At 59.5% G+C, this 20341-nt stretch carries 16 protein-coding genes; 9 read left to right on the top strand and 7 right to left on the bottom strand.

Features of this window, described 5'->3' with window-relative positions; all coding sequences use genetic code 11:
• Positions 1 to 237 precede the first annotated feature (237 nt).
• The 3 genes from PMX72_RS06040 to PMX72_RS06030 are packed head-to-tail and all read left to right on the top strand — an operon-like array spanning position 238 to position 4490.
• On the top strand, positions 238 to 741 hold the full coding sequence (locus tag PMX72_RS06040) for a MarR family winged helix-turn-helix transcriptional regulator (protein WP_117800283.1): 504 nt from the start codon (positions 238 to 240) through the stop codon (positions 739 to 741).
• The gene (locus tag PMX72_RS06035; RefSeq protein ID WP_271729447.1) at positions 734 to 2578 is read left to right on the top strand and encodes an ABC transporter ATP-binding protein; all 1845 of its coding nucleotides are present in this window, start codon (positions 734 to 736) and stop codon (positions 2576 to 2578) included. The genes PMX72_RS06040 and PMX72_RS06035 overlap by 8 nt, the downstream gene beginning before the upstream one ends.
• Positions 2571 to 4490: an ABC transporter ATP-binding protein gene (locus PMX72_RS06030; protein ID WP_271729448.1), complete on the top strand. Its 1920-nt coding sequence runs from the start codon at positions 2571 to 2573 to the stop codon at positions 4488 to 4490. The genes PMX72_RS06035 and PMX72_RS06030 overlap by 8 nt, the downstream gene beginning before the upstream one ends.
• A gap of 180 nt (positions 4491 to 4670) precedes the next feature.
• Here PMX72_RS06030 and PMX72_RS06025 read toward each other — a convergent pair whose 3' ends face one another.
• A complete protein-coding gene (locus tag PMX72_RS06025) occupies positions 4671 to 5762 on the bottom strand; it encodes a GGDEF domain-containing protein (RefSeq protein WP_271729449.1) in 1092 nt (363 codons plus the stop codon).
• Positions 5763 to 6244: 482 nt separating this feature from the next.
• On the opposite strand from PMX72_RS06025, the gene PMX72_RS06020 reads away from it, so the two are divergent.
• Positions 6245 to 6508: a type II toxin-antitoxin system prevent-host-death family antitoxin gene (locus PMX72_RS06020; RefSeq protein ID WP_271729450.1), complete on the top strand. Its 264-nt coding sequence runs from the start codon at positions 6245 to 6247 to the stop codon at positions 6506 to 6508.
• Entirely contained in the window at positions 6501 to 6815 is a 315-nt protein-coding gene (locus PMX72_RS06015) for a type II toxin-antitoxin system RelE/ParE family toxin (protein WP_271729451.1), read from the top strand. The genes PMX72_RS06020 and PMX72_RS06015 overlap by 8 nt, the downstream gene beginning before the upstream one ends.
• A 94-nt stretch (positions 6816 to 6909) precedes the next feature.
• Here PMX72_RS06015 and PMX72_RS06010 read toward each other — a convergent pair whose 3' ends face one another.
• The 6 genes from PMX72_RS06010 to PMX72_RS05985 form a co-directional block, all read right to left on the bottom strand.
• Complete coding sequence (locus PMX72_RS06010) at positions 6910 to 7173, bottom strand: hypothetical protein (protein ID WP_271729452.1); 264 nt, start codon at positions 7171 to 7173, stop codon at positions 6910 to 6912.
• A 78-nt stretch (positions 7174 to 7251) separates the two neighbouring features.
• On the bottom strand, positions 7252 to 7986 hold the full coding sequence (gene srtB / locus PMX72_RS06005; RefSeq protein WP_271729453.1) for a class B sortase: 735 nt from the start codon (positions 7984 to 7986) through the stop codon (positions 7252 to 7254).
• A 20-nt stretch (positions 7987 to 8006) separates the two neighbouring features.
• Positions 8007 to 9095 (bottom strand): DUF7601 domain-containing protein, encoded by a 1089-nt coding sequence (locus PMX72_RS06000; protein WP_271729454.1) that lies wholly within the window; start codon positions 9093 to 9095, stop codon positions 8007 to 8009.
• 51 nt (positions 9096 to 9146) lie between these two features.
• A complete protein-coding gene (gene lepB, locus PMX72_RS05995) occupies positions 9147 to 9689 on the bottom strand; it encodes a signal peptidase I (protein WP_271729455.1) in 543 nt (180 codons plus the stop codon).
• Positions 9690 to 9775: 86 nt separating this feature from the next.
• Positions 9776 to 12595 carry a DUF7601 domain-containing protein gene (locus tag PMX72_RS05990; RefSeq protein WP_271729456.1) on the bottom strand — a complete coding sequence of 940 codons (2820 nt, stop codon included), beginning with the start codon at positions 12593 to 12595 and terminating at the stop codon, positions 9776 to 9778.
• 713 nt (positions 12596 to 13308) lie between these two features.
• Positions 13309 to 14187 (bottom strand): LysR family transcriptional regulator, encoded by an 879-nt coding sequence (locus tag PMX72_RS05985; protein WP_271729457.1) that lies wholly within the window; start codon positions 14185 to 14187, stop codon positions 13309 to 13311.
• A 232-nt stretch (positions 14188 to 14419) separates the two neighbouring features.
• Between PMX72_RS05985 and PMX72_RS05980 the strand changes: the two genes are divergently transcribed.
• The 4 genes from PMX72_RS05980 to PMX72_RS05965 all read left to right on the top strand — a co-directional run bounded on the left by PMX72_RS05980 (position 14420) and on the right by PMX72_RS05965 (position 20302).
• Positions 14420 to 15301, top strand: coding sequence for an SDR family NAD(P)-dependent oxidoreductase (locus tag PMX72_RS05980; protein ID WP_117800281.1), 882 nt, complete (start codon positions 14420 to 14422; stop codon positions 15299 to 15301).
• Between the two features lie 66 nt (positions 15302 to 15367).
• A complete protein-coding gene (locus PMX72_RS05975) occupies positions 15368 to 16624 on the top strand; it encodes an MFS transporter (protein ID WP_117800280.1) in 1257 nt (418 codons plus the stop codon).
• A 69-nt stretch (positions 16625 to 16693) separates the two neighbouring features.
• Positions 16694 to 17734: a Gfo/Idh/MocA family oxidoreductase gene (locus tag PMX72_RS05970; RefSeq protein WP_118094311.1), complete on the top strand. Its 1041-nt coding sequence runs from the start codon at positions 16694 to 16696 to the stop codon at positions 17732 to 17734.
• Between the two features lie 420 nt (positions 17735 to 18154).
• Positions 18155 to 20302 carry a Tex family protein gene (locus PMX72_RS05965; protein ID WP_117800278.1) on the top strand — a complete coding sequence of 716 codons (2148 nt, stop codon included), beginning with the start codon at positions 18155 to 18157 and terminating at the stop codon, positions 20300 to 20302.
• Positions 20303 to 20341: the final 39 nt, after the last annotated feature.

Here is a 20341-nt window from a genome sequence, read left to right as displayed (position 1 = left end):
TTTTTGGCAAGGCCGCTTCGAAAGGCATCATCGCAGCCCAAAACGATACCTTTTCCTTCGTCCCCAAGGGATCAGATTGCCGCTTAGGAGCGTTTGCAGCGTCGAGCGGTTACGGCGTTTGGTAAAACGCCGTAACTTAATAAGTTTGGTACCTTGACATTTATTTCTTGCACTCCTAAATTAGTTAGGCACAAAACAATTGCACTACCTAACTAAAGAAAGGAGCGAAGCTTAGATATGTGTGTTGAACCACTCGTCCTTCCGCATGAGCCCGGCGGTGACCCGTCGCAACCGGTAGACATACCCGAAGCGGTCAGCGCCGAAGACAAACTCGCCAAGCGCATCCTGAGCGGCCTGGGCTTTTGCGGCCATTACATGCATTTTCATGGCGGAGGCGTGTCCGGCAAGGCGCCCATCATCTGCCTGCTGGCCAAGCAACCCGGCGGCGAGATGTCGCAGCAGGAACTCGGCATGCACTTTGACCTCAAGCCGGGGTCGCTTTCCGAGATCCTGTCCAAGCTCGAGCTCAACGGCCTCATCGAGCGCAGCCGTAACCCCAAGGATCGACGGCAGCTCACCATTCGCCTGACCGAAACCGGCCGGGAAAACGCCCGCATCGACCAGGCGGCCCGCATTCGCTTTAGAGAGCAAGCCTTTAGTGCCCTCACCCACGACGAGCGCGAGCAGCTCGCCGAAATGCTCGAGAAAATCCGTGTAACCTGGGAGGAACTGGATGATTAAAACCCTCATGGGCAGCATCCGCGACTATATGAAAGTCACTGTTGCCACGCCATTGCTCGTGCTTGGCGAGGTGCTCTGCGAGATGCTGATTCCATTTATCACCGCCAACCTAATCGACGCCATCAAAGACGGTGCCACCGTAGCCGAGATGCTTCCCACCGCGGGTTTTTTGGTGCTCATCGCGCTTACGTCGCTTGCTTTTGGCGCCGCGGCCGGCATCACCTGCAGCCATGCGAGTTGCGGCTTCGCCAAGAATCTGCGTCACGACCTGTTCTACAAAATCCAGACGTTCAGCTTTGCCAACATCGATGAGTTCTCGAGCTCCTCGCTCGTCACGCGCCTGACCACCGACATCAACAACGTGCAGCAGGCCTTTATGATGATCATCCGCATCGCCGTGCGCGCGCCGCTGGTCTTGATCTTCGCCTTTACCATGGCATTTATCATGGGCGGCAGCGTCGCCATGGTCTACCTGGTCATCATTCCGCTGCTGGGCTTTGGACTGTTCTTTATCATCTTTAAGGTGCGCCCCATCTTCTCGCGCGTGTTCCACAAGTACGATGCCCTTAACGAATCCGTCGAGGAAAACGTCACCGGCATGCGCGTGGTCAAGAGCTATGTGCGCCAGGACTACGAGAAGGAAAAGTTCGCGACCGCTGCGCACGACGTACAGATGGACTTCACCCGCGCCGAGAAGCTCCTTGCCTTTAACAACCCCATGATGAACATCTGCGTCAACGGCGCGTTCGTCGTCATCATCTACTTGGGCTCCAAGCTCATCATCACGAGCCAAGGCACGCTGTTCGACGTGGGCCAGCTGTCCTCGACCTTTACCTACGGCTTCCAGATTCTGATGAGCCTGATGCAGCTGTCGATGATCTTTGTCATGGTGACCATGGCCGACGAATCGGCACACCGCATTGCCGAGGTGCTGGCCGCCGAGCCCACGATCGCCGATCCCGCCGAGCCCGTGCTCGAGGTTGCCGACGGTTCCATCGACTTTGACCACGTGAGCTTTAAGTATTCCGCGCATGCGAAACGCCAGGCGCTCGACGATATCGACCTGCACATTACGAGCGGCGAGACCATCGGCATCATCGGCGGCACCGGTTCGGCCAAGTCCACGCTCGTTAACCTCATCGCCCGCCTGTACGACACCACCGAAGGCGCTGTGCGCGTGGGCGGCGTGGACGTGCGCGACTACGACCTGGACGCGCTGCGTCACCAGGTCGCCATGGTGCTGCAGAAAAACGTGCTGTTTAGCGGCACCATCGCCGAGAACCTGCGTTGGGGCGACCCGAACGCCACCGACGAGGAAGTCCGCGAGGCGGCACATCTGGCCTGCGCCGATGAGTTTGTCGATGGCTTCCCCAAGGGCTACGACACTTGGATCGAACAGGGCGGCTCTAATGTTTCGGGCGGTCAGAAGCAGCGCCTGTGCATTGCACGCGCCCTGCTGCGTCGCCCCAAGATCTTGATCCTGGACGACTCCACCAGCGCCGTCGACACCAAGACCGACGCCAAGATCCGCGCGGGGCTGGCAAGCTATCTGCCCAACACGACCAAGATCATCATCGCCCAGCGCATCAGCTCCGTGCAGGACGCAGACCGCATCATTGTCATGGAGGGCGGCCGTATCGCACAGATCGGCAACCACGAAGAGCTGCTCAAGACGAGCGAGATCTACCGAGAGACCTTTACCTCGCAAAACAAGATGTCTGCCGAAGGTACGCAAGACGCCGACGACGTCTCTGGCGACGCGAACACGGCGGCAGACAACACCGACATGACCGCAACGCAAGCTCAGACCCAGGAAGGAGGCGAGGCCCATGAGTAAGGCAACGACCGCCGAGCGCGCGCTCAACCGCAAGGGCGGCACCATGTCGCGCCTCATCAAGACGCTCTTTGGCTTCTATCCCGTGCTTTTGCCCCTCGTCGTCGCCGGCGTGGTGCTCTGCGCCATCATCAACTCCATCGGCGCGACCTTCCTGCAGAGCGCCCTGCAAATTATTGGCGAATCGTGGCAGTCGGGCGATTGGGAAGCCGCGCAGCCCAAGATCGCACAGCTCGTGACCACCCTCGCCTGCATCTACGGCGTCGGCGTCCTGTCCTCGCTCTTCTGGAACCGCGCCATGGCTATCGTCACGCAGGGCTCGCTCGAGAAGCTGCGCGAGATGATGTTCAACCGCATGCAGGACCTGCCGATCCGCTACTTCGACACGCACCAGCGCGGCGATATCATGAGCCACTACACCAACGACATCGACACGCTGCGTCAGATGATCAGCCAGTCGCTGCCCAACCTGCTCATGACGATCATCATCATCGTCACGGTGTTCTTTATCATGCTGTACTACAGCGTGTGGATGTGCCTGGTCATCATCGCCGGCGTCGCCTTTATGACCTTTATGACCAAGCTGCTCGGCTCCAACTCCGCGCGCTTCTTCATTGCGCAGCAGACCGAGCTCGGCGTGGTCGAGGGCCATATCGAGGAAGTCATGAACGGTCAGAAGGTCGTCAAGGCGTTCTGCCACGAGTCTGCCGCCGAGGCCGATTTTGACGAGCGCAACGAAAAGCTCTTCGAGGTCTCGCAGAAGGCCAACATGTACGCCAACATCCTCATGCCCATCCTCATGAACCTGGGCAACCTGCTCTACGTGCTGGTGGCCCTTGCCGGCGGCATTTTCCTGGCGTTGGGCGTTCCCAACCTGAGTATCTCAGGCATGGCGCTGTCCATCGCCGTCGTGGTGCCGTTCCTCAACATGACCAAGCAGTTCTGCGGACAGATCGGCCAGATCTCGCAACAGATCAACGCCGTGGTCATGGGCCTCGCCGGCGCCGACCGCATCTTTGAGCTCATCGATGAGGAGCCCGAGGCCGACGAAGGCTACGTGACACTCGTCAACGCGCAGGTCAACCCCGACACCTGGCAGCTCGAGGAGGCTGACCACCACACCGGCATGTGGGCGTGGAAACATCCGCACCGTGCAACCGGCGAGATCGAGTACGTACCGCTGCGCGGCGACCTGGTCATGGACAACGTCGACTTTGGCTACACGCCCGACCACGAGGTGCTGCACGGCGTGTCCGTGTTTGCCAAGCCGGGCCAGAAGGTCGCGTTTGTCGGCGCCACCGGTGCCGGCAAGACGACCATCACCAACCTCATCAACCGCTTCTACGACATTGCCGACGGCAAGATCCGCTACGACGGCATCAACGTCAACAAGATCCGCAAGGCAGATCTGCGCCGCTCGCTGGGCGTCGTGCTGCAGGACGTGAACCTGTTCACCGGCACCGTGATGGATAATATCCGCTACGGCAACCTGGATGCGACCGACGAGGAGTGCATCGCGGCGGCCAAGCTCGCGGGTGCGGACGACTTTATCACCCGCCTGCCCGACGGCTACGACACGATGCTCACCGGCAACGGCGCACAGCTGTCGCAGGGTCAGCGCCAGCTGATCTCAATCGCCCGCGCTGCCGTCGCCGATCCGCCGGCAATGATTCTGGACGAGGCCACGTCGAGCATCGACACCCGCACCGAGGCCATCGTGCAGGCGGGCATGGACAAGCTCATGGAGGGCCGCACGACGTTTGTCATCGCGCACCGCCTCTCCACCGTGCGCAACTCCGACGCGATCATCTGCCTGGATCACGGCCGCATCATCGAGCGCGGCAACCACGACGAGCTGATCGCCAAGCGCGGGTATTACTACCAGCTGTATACCGGTGCGTTTGAGCTCGAGTAGTTCGGCCCGCCGAGATGGCCGATTTGCCGCTCATTCGTCGGGCATGACCCTAAGGTCAATGCCCTCCTCTTTCGGGGCAAATCGACTCATCTCAGCGACCCAAACACAATGTGCCGCAACGAATAAAGCCTCCGCAACCACACGAGCTGCGGAGGCTTTTCTATGCCCTCTGTTGCAGGCTTACCGGCCATCGCGTTGCGGACCGGCTGCCTCGGTCGTCTTTATGCGGTTCTTGTCGATGTACATGTTTTTGTCGGCCTGGGAAAAGAGCTCGCGCATCGTGGGCGGCTCATCAAAATCGCTGGAAAGCGCATAGCCCACCGCATAGCTGATAGGCATGTCGGGGTGAGCCTCGGAATACTCGCTCACGTTCGCACGAATCCGAGAGAGACAGGACTCCACGGCAGCTCGATCGGCATCCCACAGAACCGCGATAAACTCATCGCCGCCGTCGCGGCCCACAAAGCAGGCCTCGGACGCCACGCGGCCCAGCTGCTGGGCAAAAGAACGAATGTATTCGTCACCCTTCTCGTGGCCAAAGCGGTTATTGACCGTATGCAGATTGTTAAGATCGAAGACACACAGCGCAACGGGCGCTTCAGCGGAAACGGGATGCCCCTGCCCCAAGATTTCCTCGCACTTATTCTTGTTGGGCAGTCCCGTGGCTTCATCGAGATAGACTTTGTCCTGCAGCTCGCGATTGAGCGCGGCAGTGCGCACCGCGCGAGCAAGTTCGACCGCAAAGGTCGCCACCAGGCCCACGATGTCGATGATCACCAAACCCTCAAGGCGATTGAGCGCCGTGGCCTTCTCCTGGGAGTAGTCCTCCGCAAGCCTCGTGGCATCGTCACAAATGCCAAAGAATTCCTCGCTCATGGCAATGATGTCGGTGTTCTCGTAGCCGACTTCGCGCACACGGGCGATCTCGGTGCGAAGCTTGTCAAAATAGCTCGCGAGTTCGGTCATCTTTGCCTGATACTCATCGTCATCCAGACGGACGAGATTGAGGTCGTCGCTTCCGTAGCGCAAACCATTAATGTATGAATCCACAGCCTTGAGAAGGTCATATTGTGGCTGGCCCGCGTCCTCGAGCTTAACGATTCGCTGCGTGGTGCCGCGCACCAGACCGGCGTAGTTGACCACGCGTGCCGTGCCCTGGATGTCGGAGACGAGCAGCATAACATTGATGAAGAAGAAGATGAGAACTGCCGTGAGCACCATCATGAGCAGGCGCACCGCCCGGCTGGCCTTCTTGGCGACAGAAGCATTCACAAGCTCACTCCTCCAAACAGTAAAAGCGCAGATAGCGCGCAGTGTACCGAAATTCACGCGCGGACAACTCTACCATGATGGACCGAGAGCCTCAAACGTGATGCAGTCGTTGGGGCGGAGCTTTGGGAGCGATTCCACCGCGTAGAGGGGCAAGTCGATGATTACACCGTCCCGAGATGGCTTACCCGCCGAGAAACGAATGGCCAAATCATAACCAAATCGCTTAATACTCGCCGCCAGGCTCTTCGCCTTAAGGTTAGTCCCCAACTTCACCTCGACGGGAACCGCACGCGCCCCTGTGGGTTTTGGCAGTTTTCATAGGGAAAGCGGGCTTTCTGTGGCTATTTTCTTACGCATCCGTTGTGGGTCTTCTTCTTTACCAGGGGACTAGGCCTCGTTTTGTGTGGGTGCTTTGGCTGGCAGGTACTGCATATTATTCGTATAATTTATCGTAAGTTCCCGTACATCGATTGGAGCCTTATATGCCTGCCATTAAGCCTGTTTCCGATTTACGCAATTACAACGAGGTGCTCTCCGATGTCCGCGAGGGCTCCCCAGTGTTCCTGACCAAAAACGGGCACGGTTGCTACGCGGTACTCGACATGAAAGATTACGACCGGTTTTGCGCCATCAGCACGCTGATGACGGAGCTTGAGCGCGGGCGCAACTCGGGTGAGCAGGGCGGATGGGTCTCGTCGAATGACGTCGCCGCACACTTCCGCCACAAGGCCGCAAGCCATGCATAGCTGCGAGGTTGTCTACTCTCCGCTGGCTCTGCAAGATCTCGACGACATCTGGGACTATATTGCCGTCGAAAAGGACAATCCCGCAGCAGCGGAGAGAATCGTAGAGGGCATCCTCGCTCGGATAGACCTGCTCTCCAGCTTCCCGGAGTCGGGCACGCCACTCTCATCGATCTATCCCCTACGCTCCGATTACCGGTTCGTGATCTGTGACAATTATCTCGCGTTTTACCGCTTTCACCAGAAGGTCTATATTGACCGTGTTCTCCACGGAAAACGCGATTACCTGCAGGTGCTACTTGCCGAATAAACAGGCCCCGATATAATTCGACCCCTTATCCGGGACCATGCCCGATGCAGCTAAAAAAGCCCCGTCCTATATTAGCTACTCGACGCCAAATGAGCTACTTGAGGAGTTGGGCCATGACGTTGACGATTTTTTGCACTTGGAGGGTGGGCTCGAGCGGGTAGTGTAAATAGACCGGCACCTCGCGGCCGCACAGGAACGGCACGCCCACAAAGGCCGGGTGCACACCCGACCACGCTCCGCAGGCGAGCACCGCGTCGCCCTTTTCCTCCGCCTCGTTAAAGAGCGCAAAGTCAAAGCTGTCCACGTCGATCACGTCCACGCCGCCGTCGGCCAAAAGATCGATACGCAGGCTGTCCATGGCGTCGTTACCGTCCCAGAAAAATCATTGCGCAGGTAGGACGGCAAAAGTAGCTAGAAAAGCCCCGTCCTAAATGAACTACAAGATCTCTGCTATGAGCGCTCTACGCCCGTTTGTTTTATCACTGCAGGTAGAAAGCGCGATGATGCGCGAATCAGGGCCAACGTCATCCATGTCCACGTGCACCGCCGTCTGCGAGATATGCGTGAGCAGCGTCTGCATCGAAGCCTGGTCCAGGTTTCCCGGCCCAAAGATAATGTCATCACTCGCAGCAAACGAGCACACGGCAACAATGTGCAGGCGGAACGCCCCATCCTTTGTGTAGAGCGTGCCCGTGCGGTGCACCTCAAAGAAGCCCCTGTCTAAAAACCGGTCGACATCGCCAAACATCGCGCCGTTATCCATGTGGTGCGCATAGAGCAGATTGTAGGAATCGGTCATCGCGCGACTGTTGCGCGTATCCAAAAACACCGCTCCCGAAACCGCGGACTCCCCCAACACGTTTTTGTTGAGGTATTCCTGGTTATCTTTTCCCTGAACAAAGGGATAGTCGATGTTGGTGCCATCGATGGTGACCCATCCGACCACGTCGGGATTTTTGGCCATCAGCTCCTGCAGGCGTGCGCAATCGTTGGCCCCGGTGGGTTTGTAGTGCAGCAGCTCATCGCTGATGAACCCGCCGTTCATAACGTTATTTGTATCCCACAGCGAATAGCCCCCGTACAGCAGCATGAGCAGCACGAGAAAGCCGGCAAACCACGTAAGCACGCGGTCGCCGGCTCGCGCCAGCCGAGCTATGCGTTTAAGCTCCATCGGCTGCAATCCTCGCTGTTTTAACGACGATTACGACGAGGACGGAAGAAGACCACGCCCATCACGGCAGCAAACGCGACGATTGCCGCATAGGGAACGATCGTCCGAATGACGTCGGTGGGAACGGTAGCCTCTTTGGTGTTGGTAAAGGTCACAAATGTGTCGGAAGTGCCGATACCCTTCGCGGCAATAGTATTGGACTTTGTCTCGTTGCCAGTTTCGCCAATCTTATACGACGTCTCATAACCTTCCTTCTTGTAGTCGTCCTCAGTTACGGCATACCTGTCCTCCGATGAAAGACCGTAAAAGGTGACGGAGTCGCCGTCTCTAAGGTTCACCGAAACCGTAGATCCCGAATTGGCTACAGCTTCGGGCGTAGAAGTACCGTCTTTTTTCACAGTGACGTACTTATAGGTTTCCCCGGCAACGCCGTTAAGGCTGACGCTAAACCGGAAGTCCTTATTCTTGTCACCCTGGTTGCCCTTGACAACCTTTTTGATGGTCAGCTTATGGGTGGCATAATCGTTTACAAAGCCATCGGCCTTCTTGCCCGAGCCTGCTTCTGCGCTAAGAGTGCAGCCCTTGACAACATAGTCCGTGCCACCATTTTCAACGTAAACATCGAGGAACAGCGCCTCATGTGTAACGTTGAGGCCATCCAAGACCGGCTTCTCCTGCGTAATTTTGTATCGGTAGATACCCGGAGCCGTGAACTTTGAGGTATTAAGGACGGCACTCAAATGAGCGGTTATTGTCGTAATGCCGTCGGTAGTCTCAGGAGTAAGCTTTTTATCAGAGTAATTAACGGAAGTCGGCGAAAGCGTGACGGCGTCTTTCACTCCAGCATAAACGGGCATACCGCTCGTGCTCGTAAGCTCACTCTCCTCCTCCGCCGGCGCAATCGAATAGTTAAACGTCGCATTAGGCACCACGGCATTCTCATTCATGGTAAGCGTCGAGGTGATCGTGACCTTGTTGTCTTTTACCGGCAGATGCGGAGAAGTAGAGCCCTCCTCCGCCCACGCGGGCGCGACAACTCCCACCAAAGCCAGCAGCATCGTGGCAGCCACAACTGCAAATGCTGTCAGTCGTTTCTTTCCAGTTTTCATGTTGTATCCTTCCTCTCGGGCATATGCCCTTAATAAAACCAATCTCCGTGCCTACAGGTTCGACCTGCGCAGCACACTGATCACGTTGCCTTTGATCTGCGAACGGGCAATCGGCCCGTACAGGCGGCTGTCGTGCCCGCCTTCGCGCAGATCGGCCAGCACAAAGAACTCATCCGCTGCCAGGTGTACGGGATAGTCCACAGCAGACTCGTAGCGCGGCGTCGGCGTGGTGATATCGCTTTCCACCACAACAGCCCCGTTAACCATGAGCTCGCCTTCCTCGGTAATCGTGACCTCATCACCGGGACGGGCAACCACGCGGCCTAGGCGCTCTGCGCCATCCGCGGTGTATACCACCACGTCACCCTCGTTGAAGCTCTGGCTGAGCCTCCAGTAGAGCATGACGTCACCCGAACAGATACGGGGGGCCATCTCGCCAGTCGTGACTGCGCCCACGCCCAAGACCACGCCAAAGAGCAGCCAGAGCGTCACGACAAAAAATGCCAAGCGCGCCAGAAAACCCACGATATCGCGCCGGTCGTCCGCTTCTCCCAGATCTGGCGCCGCATGGGCGCCCAACCTCACGTTCGACACGGCCGAATACCGCGAGCCCCGGGGTCTTCCCTGCGGGGCCGCTCGTGCGGCTGGCCCATCACCAGCATTGCTGGCGCCATGTCTTCTCATAGGCGCCCACCCCTCTTGGAGCCGCGGCGTAAACGCAGCGCAACCATGCCCGTAGCCAACAGCACGCCGGCGGCCAAAATCGCCAGGGCATAGATGGGGTTGCGCGTAATGCCCGTAGGCACCGCGACCTGTCGGGAATTGGTGGCCTTAGCTTCAACGGCAACGGTCACACGCGGACCGTTGAGCGTGCCGCTCGCACCCGTAAGCCTAGCCTGATACCCCAACGAAGAATAATCGTCTTCGCTCACGGTATAGACCGCGTTGTAATCCAGCGCCTTAATCGAAACGGTCAGGCCGTCCTTAACGGCAAACGGCACGGTCGCCTCGCCCTGGCCATCGGCCGTAAAGGCCGTCTTGTTTTCCACGGTCTCGGCCCGATCATTCGGTCGCGCCACGAGCGCATGGCTGCCTTGGGCAGACGCATCCGAATACTCGATGGCGTAGGTCTGACCAGCCTTGAGGCCCGTAAAGGTCGCCGTCATCTTAAAGTAGGCACGCTTGTCGCCCATATTGCCCGTAACGCTCTTGGAAACCTTGAGCGTGTAGGTGCGCGGGGTGAATCGTGCGTATACGCATCCCGTATGGCGGTCTTTTACGTTGTACGTATAGGTGGGTGAAGACGACAGCAGCTCCGGGGCGTCCGGATTCGATAGGTCGTACCAACCCTCAAAGTGATAGCCCTCCTTGGGAGCGGCCACCGCTTCCACAAACGTGCCGTCGTCCACAAAGTAGGCAACGCCCGATTTTTCGTACGCGTCGGCGTCCTTGCCCGAGCCATCCCCCGCATTGATGGAGCCCTTTGCCCCCTTAAGCTTGGAGCTGACCGTGCCGCCCGTCGTTACGTTGCTCCACGTGCCATCGGCATTTTTAAGCTGAGCAACAAAGGCCTGACGATACTTCCATTGCGCCACGAACGTCGCGCCTTGGCTCTCGGGAATGTTTTTGACCGTTACCTCATCGCCCGCAGCACCGGTATCCGAATCGACCTTCTTGCCCTTAATGGTAAGAGTGCCGGAATCCGTGGTGCCCTCGGGAGCCGTATGGGTCACCGTGTGCTCTGCGCTAAAACGAATGGCTTTTCCCGAGCCCGCGTACTCCCAGCCCATAAACTTCCAACCGTCGTTTTGCCCTTCGGCAGCATGGGAGGTATAGCTCGCCCCAGCACTAGAGAGCTGCACGAAATCGCCCGTGGACTCATTGGACGGATCATAGTGATACGCTTTGCCACCGTTCACATCGTATTGAACGCCCGCCTTGGAAAACACAAGGTGCACTTTGTAGTGCTTTGTGACCTTGTCGACCTTAAAGCGGTAGGCGCCATCGTCCGATTTGCTCCAATGCGCAGTATCTTCCGCGGGATAGAACTCGCCGTTGACCAGAGCGCCGATAAAGACTGCCCCGTCATCGCGTTTGGCATCGACCATAAAGTAGGAGTTCTTCTCCTGTTTCCCTACGTAGTTTTTGGCATACGTAAAGTCCGCCGTCTCGTTTTCGGAGTTATAAAAATACGTTCCGCTTCCGTTGGGCGTCGTGTATGTCTCGATGCGATAGAACTCCCTAAACGAGATATTGTCGAGGAAGTTGCCGGTCGAATTGCTCTTGTTGGCCGTATTGTAGGCCACAAAAGCAAAGACGCTCTGGTTTTGGCCATCCGGAATGGTGTAGGTATAGTCGTAGTCAACCTTTTTGTTCTGCTCGAGCGCGTTGGAACCGTAGGAAGCCCACGCGTCGTTTTCGGACGCCATAATCCATACGCACCATTTTTCGGTATGCTCCGCATCGGCCGTCCATGAGAACGCACTTCCGCTGGACGCATTGGCAAATCCGCCCACTTTGTCAAACTTGGTTGAATACAGGATGATCTTTTTGCTGCAGCCCGATTGGGAAAAATTGGCCACATCCAAGCCGACATAGTTATCGACGCTCATTTGAATCCATTGAACAATTTGCTGGTACTGATCGAGTGCCTTTTGATTGTCCTTGTACGGCTCGTTTTCTTGTCGCGGACCGATGATAAGGGCCATGGCGTCTCGACCCGAGCGGCCGCGGTGGTCGAGCCCCCACTCATACTGTTTTCCCGGCTCGGTTGTCACATATTGGTAGAGCGAACTCGACTCATGTGCGTTGAGCTCGGCCGCGTAGTCACCATCGGAGGGCGTAAACGTAACAGAATGCCCAGTTGGGTCGATATAATAGTTGTTCTGGGCAACGATCTCGATACGATGGTCCGTCTCGGTCGTGCGCCAATGGGGCGAGCACAGCGTAAACTTGCTGCGCCCCTGGTTCCCCAGATGTATATCGTCTTCAAAACTGCCGTTAGCAATGTTCGTATTCTCGTTCTTAAGATTCGAGGTCGAGAACGCATAGCTCGTGAGCGTTGTCATGGTCTCGGACGAATTTTCTTGATACACCTTGGCAAAATCACTATAGATGTCGCGTGTGCCCTGCTTTTCCACGTGAACGTCGTTGACCAGATTGCCAAACCACTCCCGGTATTGTCTGTTCTCCCCCGTAAGATTTGAATCGTAGCAGGTCAGCGCAAGCATCGTTTTGTCGGACGCCGCGGTATAGTCCGCCCGATAGGCAAACTCATCGTCTTCCTCGGGAAGATCTCGATAATAATGCGTGCTGTTGGTACCAAAGGAGAACCAACCCTGTCCGTTAGAGCTTACGAGCCACACCGAAAGCGCGATGCGGCCGTCGCTCCGCTCAAACGAGAAGTGGGATCCATCAGCGCTGTTACCAGCAAAGCCGCCATTTTCGGCAAAGGGATCGCTGTAGACGGTGTACCGCTCAACGGTATTTCCCTGGGGCATCTTGCCCTGCGCCTTAAGCCAAGTCCGCAGCTGCATAAGCTGGTCTTGGCCTGCGCTGTTAACCGACAAATTCTCCTGTTGAGGACCCATCGTGAGCATCAGCACGTCGTGGTCGGTTGCGGCGCGATGGTTGAGGCCCCACTCGTACGCGGCGCCGCTCTGGGTGGAAAAGGTGGTGTAGGTTGATCCAGGCTCAAAATAATTATTGGTACCCTGTGGCCTAAGATTCCACGCAAGCGCAAAGTGATTACCGTTAGCTTGTTTGGTGTTCGTTTGGGGCTTGAGGAGCTGCGTAGGAGTTGCGAGGTACGACGTCTCGCCGATCCTCTTTCTCGGAGAGGTCGTCGACCAACCAGCAGCTTGGTTAATAAAGTTTGGGTTCGTTATAAGGTTGCCATCGTCACCGTACGCGCGCGAGGGCAACCCCCCCCCGGCCATAACGAACACGCATAAGGTCGCCAGCAACATCACAAAGGTGCGGCGCATCGACGCAATATGACCGAAAGGACCCTGCACGGGCGCATCCCCCCCAGCCGCAGCCCGGGCTTTCGCGCAAGCTGCACAAGTAGTTCGTTTAAGCTTTTTGATTCTACAACCAGCCCAGGGCAAAAGCAAAATCATGCGTGACCGATTTGCAGTCATTTTTCGCATCATTTTTCGTATTGTGCTGGTAGTGCGGCGAAAGTAGCTAAAAAAGCCCCGTCCTAAATGAGCTAGTTGAGGAGTTGGGCCATGGCGTTGACGAATTTTTGGACTTGGAGGGTGGGCTCGAGCGGGTAGTGCAGGTATACCGGCACCTCGCGGCCGCACAGGAACGGCACGCCTACAAAGGCCGGGTGTACGCCTGACCAAGCTCCGCAGGTGAGCACCGCGTCGCCCTTTTCCTCCGCCTCGTTAAAGAGCGCAAAGTCGAAGCTATCCACGTCGATCACGTCCACGCCGCCGTCGGCCAAAAGGTCGATGCGCAGGCTGTCCATGGCGTCGTTGCCGTGACGGAGCACGCGCAGGCGCATGCCCTCCAGGTCGGCAACTGTGATGCGCGTCTTGCGCGCAAGCGGGCTCGTGCGCGGCACATCAATATAAAACGGTACGTTGACGATAAGGAGCTTTTGGCAGGCATCACCCCAGCGTGGGGTAGAAAAACTCGATTGCACCACATCGACCTCGCGGCCCAAGCTGCGCATGACGGTCTCGCGCTCATCATAAAGGTCACTCACCGGCACAATCTCAAAGCGCAGTGACGGCTCCAGTTCGTGCACACTCGTCCACATCGACAGCGTCTGGCGCCCAGGGCACATCATCGACACGCCCAGGCGCACGGCACCGCCATCGCCCGCCGCGCGTCGGGCACGGCGCAGCGCGTCCTCGGACTGCCGCATGATCGAGCGCGCGTCGTCCACCAGCAGAGCGCCCGCCGGCGTCACCTTGACGCCCGAGTGCGAGCGTTCGAACAGCGTGATGCCGAACTCGGCCTCGAAGCCCGACACCTGCTTGACGAGCGCCGGAGTCGACACGCGCAATTGTGCCGCCGCACGCGAGAAGCTTCCCAGCTCCGCAGCGGCCGATATGGCCTCAAGTCGTCGATCGTACACGTCAATCTCCCGTTTTCGCGCCCGTGGCCACATGGTGCCACAGGAGGTTGTTTCGCAGGTCATGCGCTCAATTGAGAATAAACTGCATCGCACAGTGTAAACCTATGGTTAATGCCATTCTAACAAATATGCAATTCACCTGCGCAAATGCAAAGCATACGATAACCAGCGAAAACCACGTGGGTCGGTTAATGGGAGCGACCCACCGGGAGGCATAAGAAGGGAAGTTCCTATGAGCAATTGGCTTAAGCTCGAGGGCGATGTTTGCGCTGTGACTGGAGCGCTCGGCGGCATGGGCGTCGAGATTTGCCGCGAGTTCGCCCGCAATGGCGCTAACGTCGTCCTGCTCGACCTGGACGAGGAGAAGGTCAAGGCCGCTGCCGCCGACCTCGCTGCCGAGTTTGGCATCCACGCCGAGGGTTACAAGATGAACGCCACCGACGAGGCCGAGGTTCAGGCCGCCGTCGACGCCACCATCGCCGACTTCGGCCGCGTCGACGTTCTCGTCAACACCGCCGGCATCCTGCGCTTCGCCGCCATGGAGGACCTGCCGCTAAGCGACTGGGAGCAGGTGCTCAACGTCAACCTCACCGGCTACTTCATCACCTCGCAGCGCTTTGGTCGCGAGATGATCAAGGCCGGCCAGGGCCGCCTGGTGCACATCTCGACCGTTGCCAGCCACTCCCCCGAGACGTTCTCGGGCGTGTACAGCTCCACCAAGGCGGGCGTCAACATGATGTCCAAGATGCTCGCCGCCGAGTGGGGCCCCTACGGCGTCCGCTCCAACTGCGTCGAGCCTTGCTTCGTTAAGACCCCGATGTCGACCAACTTTTACGCCGACCCCGAGGTCGAGAAGAGCCGCAGCCGCCTCATCGCCACGCGCCGCATCGGCGAGGTCAGTGATATCGCCAACGCCGTCATGTTCTTGGCGTCCAAGCGCTCGGACTTCACCACCGGCGACGCCATCAAAGTCGACGGCGGCTTCTCCAATATGATGGGCGACCTCACCGCCAAGCCCGGCGGCCGTCGAGCCTTTGCCGACAACTACCTCAAGAACAAGGGTGTCGAGCTTTGGTCCGACGAGTCTGGCGTCGCAAAGCCCACTGACCAGTAAACCAGCCTGACAGGGAGGCCCCGCGGACGTGTCCGCCCCTCCCCCGCATCGATTAGAAAGAGTCCAATGGCTTCCACCAACTCCAACAAGGGTCGCGCCGTCGTGCTTTCCGCCGCGTGCGTCACCATGTTCTTCATCAGCTCCATCGCTCTGTATTCCGTCGTGAGCAAGAACCTGCTCGCCGTCTACCCCGAGTGGTCCAGCGCCCTTACCTGGGCTTTCCCGGTCTTTCAGACCATCATGGCCGTGACGGGCATCTTCGCCGGCCGCATCTCCGATAAGATCGGCCCCCGCAACGTCGTGATTGCCGCCGCCGTGTGCTACGGCGTGGGCTGGTTCATGTCCGGCACCGTCACTGAGCCGTGGCAGTTCTACCTGTGGTTCTCGCTCGTCGCCGCTATCGGCAACGGCCTGGGCTACAACCCCGCGCTCACCACGGGCCAAAAATGGTTCATCGACAAGAAGGGCCTCGCCTCCGGCATCACCCTGGCCGCTTCGACCGCCGGCCCCGCCGTGCTGTCCCCGGTGCTCGCCTCGCTGCTCATCCCGAGCCTCGGTATCTTTGGCGCCCTCAAGGCACTCGGCGTCATCTTCTTTGTGATGATCGCCGCCTCCGCCCTGTTCCTGAAGGCCCCCGAGGGCGGCTGGCTGCCCGAGGGTTTTGAGGCCCCCAAGGGCGGCGCACATGCCGGCACCTTCGGCGACCTCACCCCGGGCGAGATGGTCAAGACCCCGCGCTTCTGGGTCCTTATCGTCACCTTCGCCTTTGCCGCCACCGCGGGCACCCTGCTTGTGGGCAAGGTTGCCTCCATCGCCGCCGTCCAGCTCTTCGCCGACCCCACGAGTGCCGCGGCCGTCGCCCTCGGCGGCGTGGTCGTCTCCGTCAACACCTGCGCTAACCTGGTCGGTCGCCTTTCCTTTGGCCAGATCATCGACAAGATCGGTGCCTACAAGTCGCTGCTCATCAGCCTTGTCGTGACCATCGTCGCGCTCGTCATCATGTCGATGAGCTTTACGCAGAGCATGTTCTTTGTGGCGCTCGCTCTGCTCGGCTTTAGCTTTGGCGCCCTGCTCGTCATCTACCCGCCGCTCACCGGTGGCGCCTTTGGCACCAGCAACATCGGTGTCAACTACGGCATCATGTTTTTGGGCTACGCCGCCTCTACCTGGATCAGCCAGCCCATCACTGCCGTGCTGTATCACGCCGAGGCCGGCAGCGCCGCCTACCAGCAGTCCTTCTACGGCGCCATCGTGATCGCCGCCATCGCCGTCGTGCTCACCCTCTACATGATGGTCTCCGACAGCAAGAAGAAGTCCGCCTAGTTTTACCGATGTGACAAAGGGACTGTCCCTTTGTCACATTCCACCAGCCACCAGCATTAAGGAGTCGAAATGTCTGAGCTCAACCCCGTCCGCATTGCCGTCATCGGCGCCGGCGCCATGGGCCGCAACCACATCCGCTTTGTCACCGAGGAGCCCGAGGCCGAGCTTGTCGCCATCGCCGACGCCTTTGAGGGCGCCCGCGCCACGGCCGAGGCTGCCGGCGTGCCGTTCTTTACCGATCCCGCCCAGATGATGGACGAGGTCAAGCCCGAGGCCGTCATCATCGCCACCCCCAACGACCTGCACCTGGGCGTTGCCCGCGAGGCCATCAAGCGCAACATCGTGCCGCTGGTCGAAAAGCCGATCTCCAACGACCTCGAGGATGCCCAGGCTTTCGCCGCCGAGGCCGAGACCGCCGGCGTGCCCGTGCTCGTGGGTCAGCACCGTCGCCACAACCCCTTCGTCAACAAGGCCAAGGAGATCATCGAGTCCGGCGAGCTGGGCAAGCTCACCGTGTCGAGCTTCCACTACATGATCTATAAGAATGACGAGTACTTCGATGTCGAGTGGCGCCGCAAGAAGGGTGCCGGACCGATCTTGGTCAACCTGGTTCACGACGTGGACCTGCTCCGCTACCTGCTGGGCGAGCCCGTCGCCGTCCAGGGCATGCAGTCCAGCGCCGCCCGCGGTTTTGAGACCGAGGACTCCGCCGTGGTCAACGTCCGTTTTGCCGATGGCGCGCTTGCGAGCATGACCATCTCCGACGCCACCGCCAGCCCCTGGAACTGGGAGGCAACCGCTCGCGAGGATCCGCAGTACCGCCCCTTCGACGCCGACGCCTACTTTATCGGCGGAACCTTGGGTGCCCTTTCGCTGCCCCGCCTGCATCAGTTCTCCTACGACGGCGCCTCCAACTGGCACAAGCCGCTGCAGATGGAGATTCCGGCCGTCGACCCGGCGCTGCCGCACAAGATGCAGCTCAAGCACTTTGTGAAGGTCGTCCGCCGCGAGGTCGAGCCCGTCGTAACCCCCGCCGACAACGTCAAGACGCTCACGCTTCTCAACGCCATCAAGGAGGCCGCCGAGACCGGCCAGCTCGTCGAGCTGTAGCACCTTAGGACAGGCCGCGGCAGAAACCCCATGCCGGGCCCCTCGGTCCGCCACAAATAAGCCCCTCTTCTTTGCCCCGCGAGCAGCTTCCTGCCCGCGGGGCATTTTGCTACGTTGCCAATGATTTTTCTGGGACGGGGGACTTTTTGCACCTTAGCTTGATTCGTTCGCCACGAAATGTGCCTATCTACTACGTTTAACCAATCACCCTCAACCATACAGAATTTCGCGAAATAAAAACCGCAGGTAAACGGCTTGCGCATTTTCGGAAAACCGGGGGATGGTCGACCCACACGGTTCAAACGTAGTAGATAGGCCGCTTTCGTGGTTCCGCGCCAAAACAGTCTTTTTTGGGCGAAGTGGCAGGTGGTATCCTTGGTAGCTCTGTGCTGCAAACGCACCTTAAACGCAAGGAGTCCCATGGATCTTATCGCCCAGCTCGCCCGCGAGCTCAACCTTAAGGCCGCCAACGTCGAGGCGGCCGTCAAGCTCATCGACGAGGGAAACACCATTCCCTTTATCTCGCGCTACCGCAAGGAAGCCACGGGCGGCATGGACGACGTCGCCCTGCGCGCACTCGACGAGCGCCTGTCCTACCTGCGCAATCTTGAGCAGCGTAAAGAGGACGTCATCCTGCTCATCGATGCCCAGGGCAAACTCACGCCCGAACTCGAGCAACAGATTCGCGAGGCCACACAGCTCCAGCGTGTCGAGGACCTCTACAAGCCCTACCGCAAAAAGCGCATGACCCGCGCGCAGAAGGCACGCGAGGCCGGCCTGGAGCCGCTCGCCAACATGATCATCATGCAGGCTTCGGCCAAGGGCAGCGCGCTCGACGCCGCCGCGGACTACGTCAACGAGGAGGCCGGCTTCGACACGCCCGAGAAGGCGCTCGCCGGCGCCGCCGACATCGTGGCCGAGACGGTAGCCGAGGACCCGGAGAACGTCGCCGACCTGCGCGCCTTTACGCAAAACACCGCCGACATCGTCGTCGAGGCCACCGACCCCGCCGAGAAGACTCCCTACGAGCCGTACTACAGCTATGACGAGCCACTGCGCCGTATACCCAACCACCGCGTGCTGGCTATCGACCGCGGCGAGCGCGAGGGCAAGCTCCGCGTGCGCGTGGACGTCGACGGCGCAGCCGCCACGGCACGCCTCGGCAGCCGCTGGCCCCGCCGCCAGGGCGTGTTTGCTCCCATCTTCGATGCCGCCATCGCTGACGGTTACAAGCGCCTCATGGCCCCCTCGCTGGAGCGCGAGGCCCGCGCCAAACTCACCGTTCGCGCCCAGACCGAGGCCATCAACGTCTTTGCCAAGAATCTCGAAGGCCTGCTCTCGGCACGCCCCGTGCGCGGCGCCCGCGTGCTCGCGCTCGATCCGGGCTACCGTACCGGCTGCAAGGTCGCCGTCATGGACGAGACCGGCAAGTTACTCGACCACGGCGTGGTCTACCCCACCAAGCCGCGCCACGACGTCGCCGGCACCAAGCGTGAGCTCGCCCGCCTCGTCAAGAAGAACGGCGTCAACACCATCGTCATCGGCAACGGCACCGCCAGCCGCGAGACCGAGGAAGTCGTCTCGGAGTTTATTGCCGAGCAGGCGCCCAGCCTTCGCTACACCATCGTCAACGAGGCGGGCGCGTCGGTGTACTCCGCCTCCGAGCTCGCGAGCCAGGAGTATCCCGATCTGGATGTCACCGTGCGCGGCGCCATGAGCCTGGGCCGCCGCCTGCAGGACCCGCTGGCAGAGCTCGTCAAGATTCCGCCCCAGTCCATCGGCGTTGGCCAGTACCAGCACGACCTTGACCAGGCCGAGCTTTCGCGCACCTTGGGCCACGTGGTGGAAGACGTCGTCAACCGTGTGGGCGTCGACGTCAACACCGCGAGCGCAAGCCTGCTGGGCTACGTGTCGGGCATTACGCCGAGCGTGGCCAAGAACATCGTGGCATACCGCGAGGAAAACGGCGCCTTTACCGATCGCCGCCAGCTCAAGAAGGTCCCCAAGCTGGGACCCAAGGCATACCTCAACGCCGCGGGCTTCCTGCGCATCAGCGGCGGCAAGAACCCGCTCGACGCGACAAGCGTCCACCCCGAGAGCTACGAGGTGGCCACGTCCGTCTTGGAACGCGCCGGCGTGGCGGCCAGTGAGCTCAGCCGAGGCGGCGTGCCCGATATCGAGCGCCGCCTGGGCAGCATCTCGGCGCTGGCAAGCGACCTGGACTGCGGCACCCTCACGCTCATCGACATCGTCAACGAGCTCAAGAAACCCGGCCGCGATCCGCGCGACGATGCGCCCGAGGTGGTCTTTAGCCGCTCGGCGCTTTCCATCGACGACCTGGAACCCGGCATGGAGCTCAAGGGCACGGTGCGCAACGTTGTCGATTTTGGCGCCTTCGTCGACGTAGGCGTGCACCAGGACGGCCTCGTACATATCTCCAAGCTGGCCAACCGCTTCGTCAAGCACCCGAGCGACGTGGTGCGCGTCGGCGACACGGTCAAGGTGTGGGTCGAGAAGGTCGATCGCGACCGCAAGAAGATCTCCCTCACCATGGTGCAAGGAAAGTAAACCGCCAAAGCGGATATCCCCTCTTCGCGGCAAGTGTCG

The organism is Collinsella aerofaciens, assembly GCF_028207065.1.
Classification (GTDB): domain Bacteria; phylum Actinomycetota; class Coriobacteriia; order Coriobacteriales; family Coriobacteriaceae; genus Collinsella; species Collinsella aerofaciens_AR.
This window is presented reverse-complemented; position numbering and strand designations above follow the sequence as displayed.

Excerpts from the sequence above, each read along its gene's own strand:
- PMX72_RS05980 (WP_117800281.1), top strand. The coding sequence starts at position 14,420 with ATGAGCAATTGGCTTAAGCTCGAGGGCGATGTTTGCGCTGTGACTGGA.
- PMX72_RS06030 (WP_271729448.1), top strand. The coding sequence starts at position 2,571 with ATGAGTAAGGCAACGACCGCCGAGCGCGCGCTCAACCGCAAGGGCGGC.
- srtB (WP_271729453.1), bottom strand. The coding sequence starts at position 7,986 with ATGGAGCTTAAACGCATAGCTCGGCTGGCGCGAGCCGGCGACCGCGTG.
- PMX72_RS06040 (WP_117800283.1), top strand. The coding sequence starts at position 238 with ATGTGTGTTGAACCACTCGTCCTTCCGCATGAGCCCGGCGGTGACCCG.
- PMX72_RS06015 (WP_271729451.1), top strand. The coding sequence starts at position 6,501 with ATGCATAGCTGCGAGGTTGTCTACTCTCCGCTGGCTCTGCAAGATCTC.
- PMX72_RS05975 (WP_117800280.1), top strand. The coding sequence starts at position 15,368 with ATGGCTTCCACCAACTCCAACAAGGGTCGCGCCGTCGTGCTTTCCGCC.
- PMX72_RS06035 (WP_271729447.1), top strand. The coding sequence starts at position 734 with ATGATTAAAACCCTCATGGGCAGCATCCGCGACTATATGAAAGTCACT.
- PMX72_RS06020 (WP_271729450.1), top strand. The coding sequence starts at position 6,245 with ATGCCTGCCATTAAGCCTGTTTCCGATTTACGCAATTACAACGAGGTG.
- PMX72_RS05970 (WP_118094311.1), top strand. The coding sequence starts at position 16,694 with ATGTCTGAGCTCAACCCCGTCCGCATTGCCGTCATCGGCGCCGGCGCC.
- PMX72_RS06000 (WP_271729454.1), bottom strand. The coding sequence starts at position 9,095 with ATGAAAACTGGAAAGAAACGACTGACAGCATTTGCAGTTGTGGCTGCC.
- PMX72_RS06010 (WP_271729452.1), bottom strand. The coding sequence starts at position 7,173 with ATGGACAGCCTGCGTATCGATCTTTTGGCCGACGGCGGCGTGGACGTG.
- PMX72_RS05990 (WP_271729456.1), bottom strand. The coding sequence starts at position 12,595 with ATGCCCCAGGGAAATACCGTTGAGCGGTACACCGTCTACAGCGATCCC.
- PMX72_RS05965 (WP_117800278.1), top strand. The coding sequence starts at position 18,155 with ATGGATCTTATCGCCCAGCTCGCCCGCGAGCTCAACCTTAAGGCCGCC.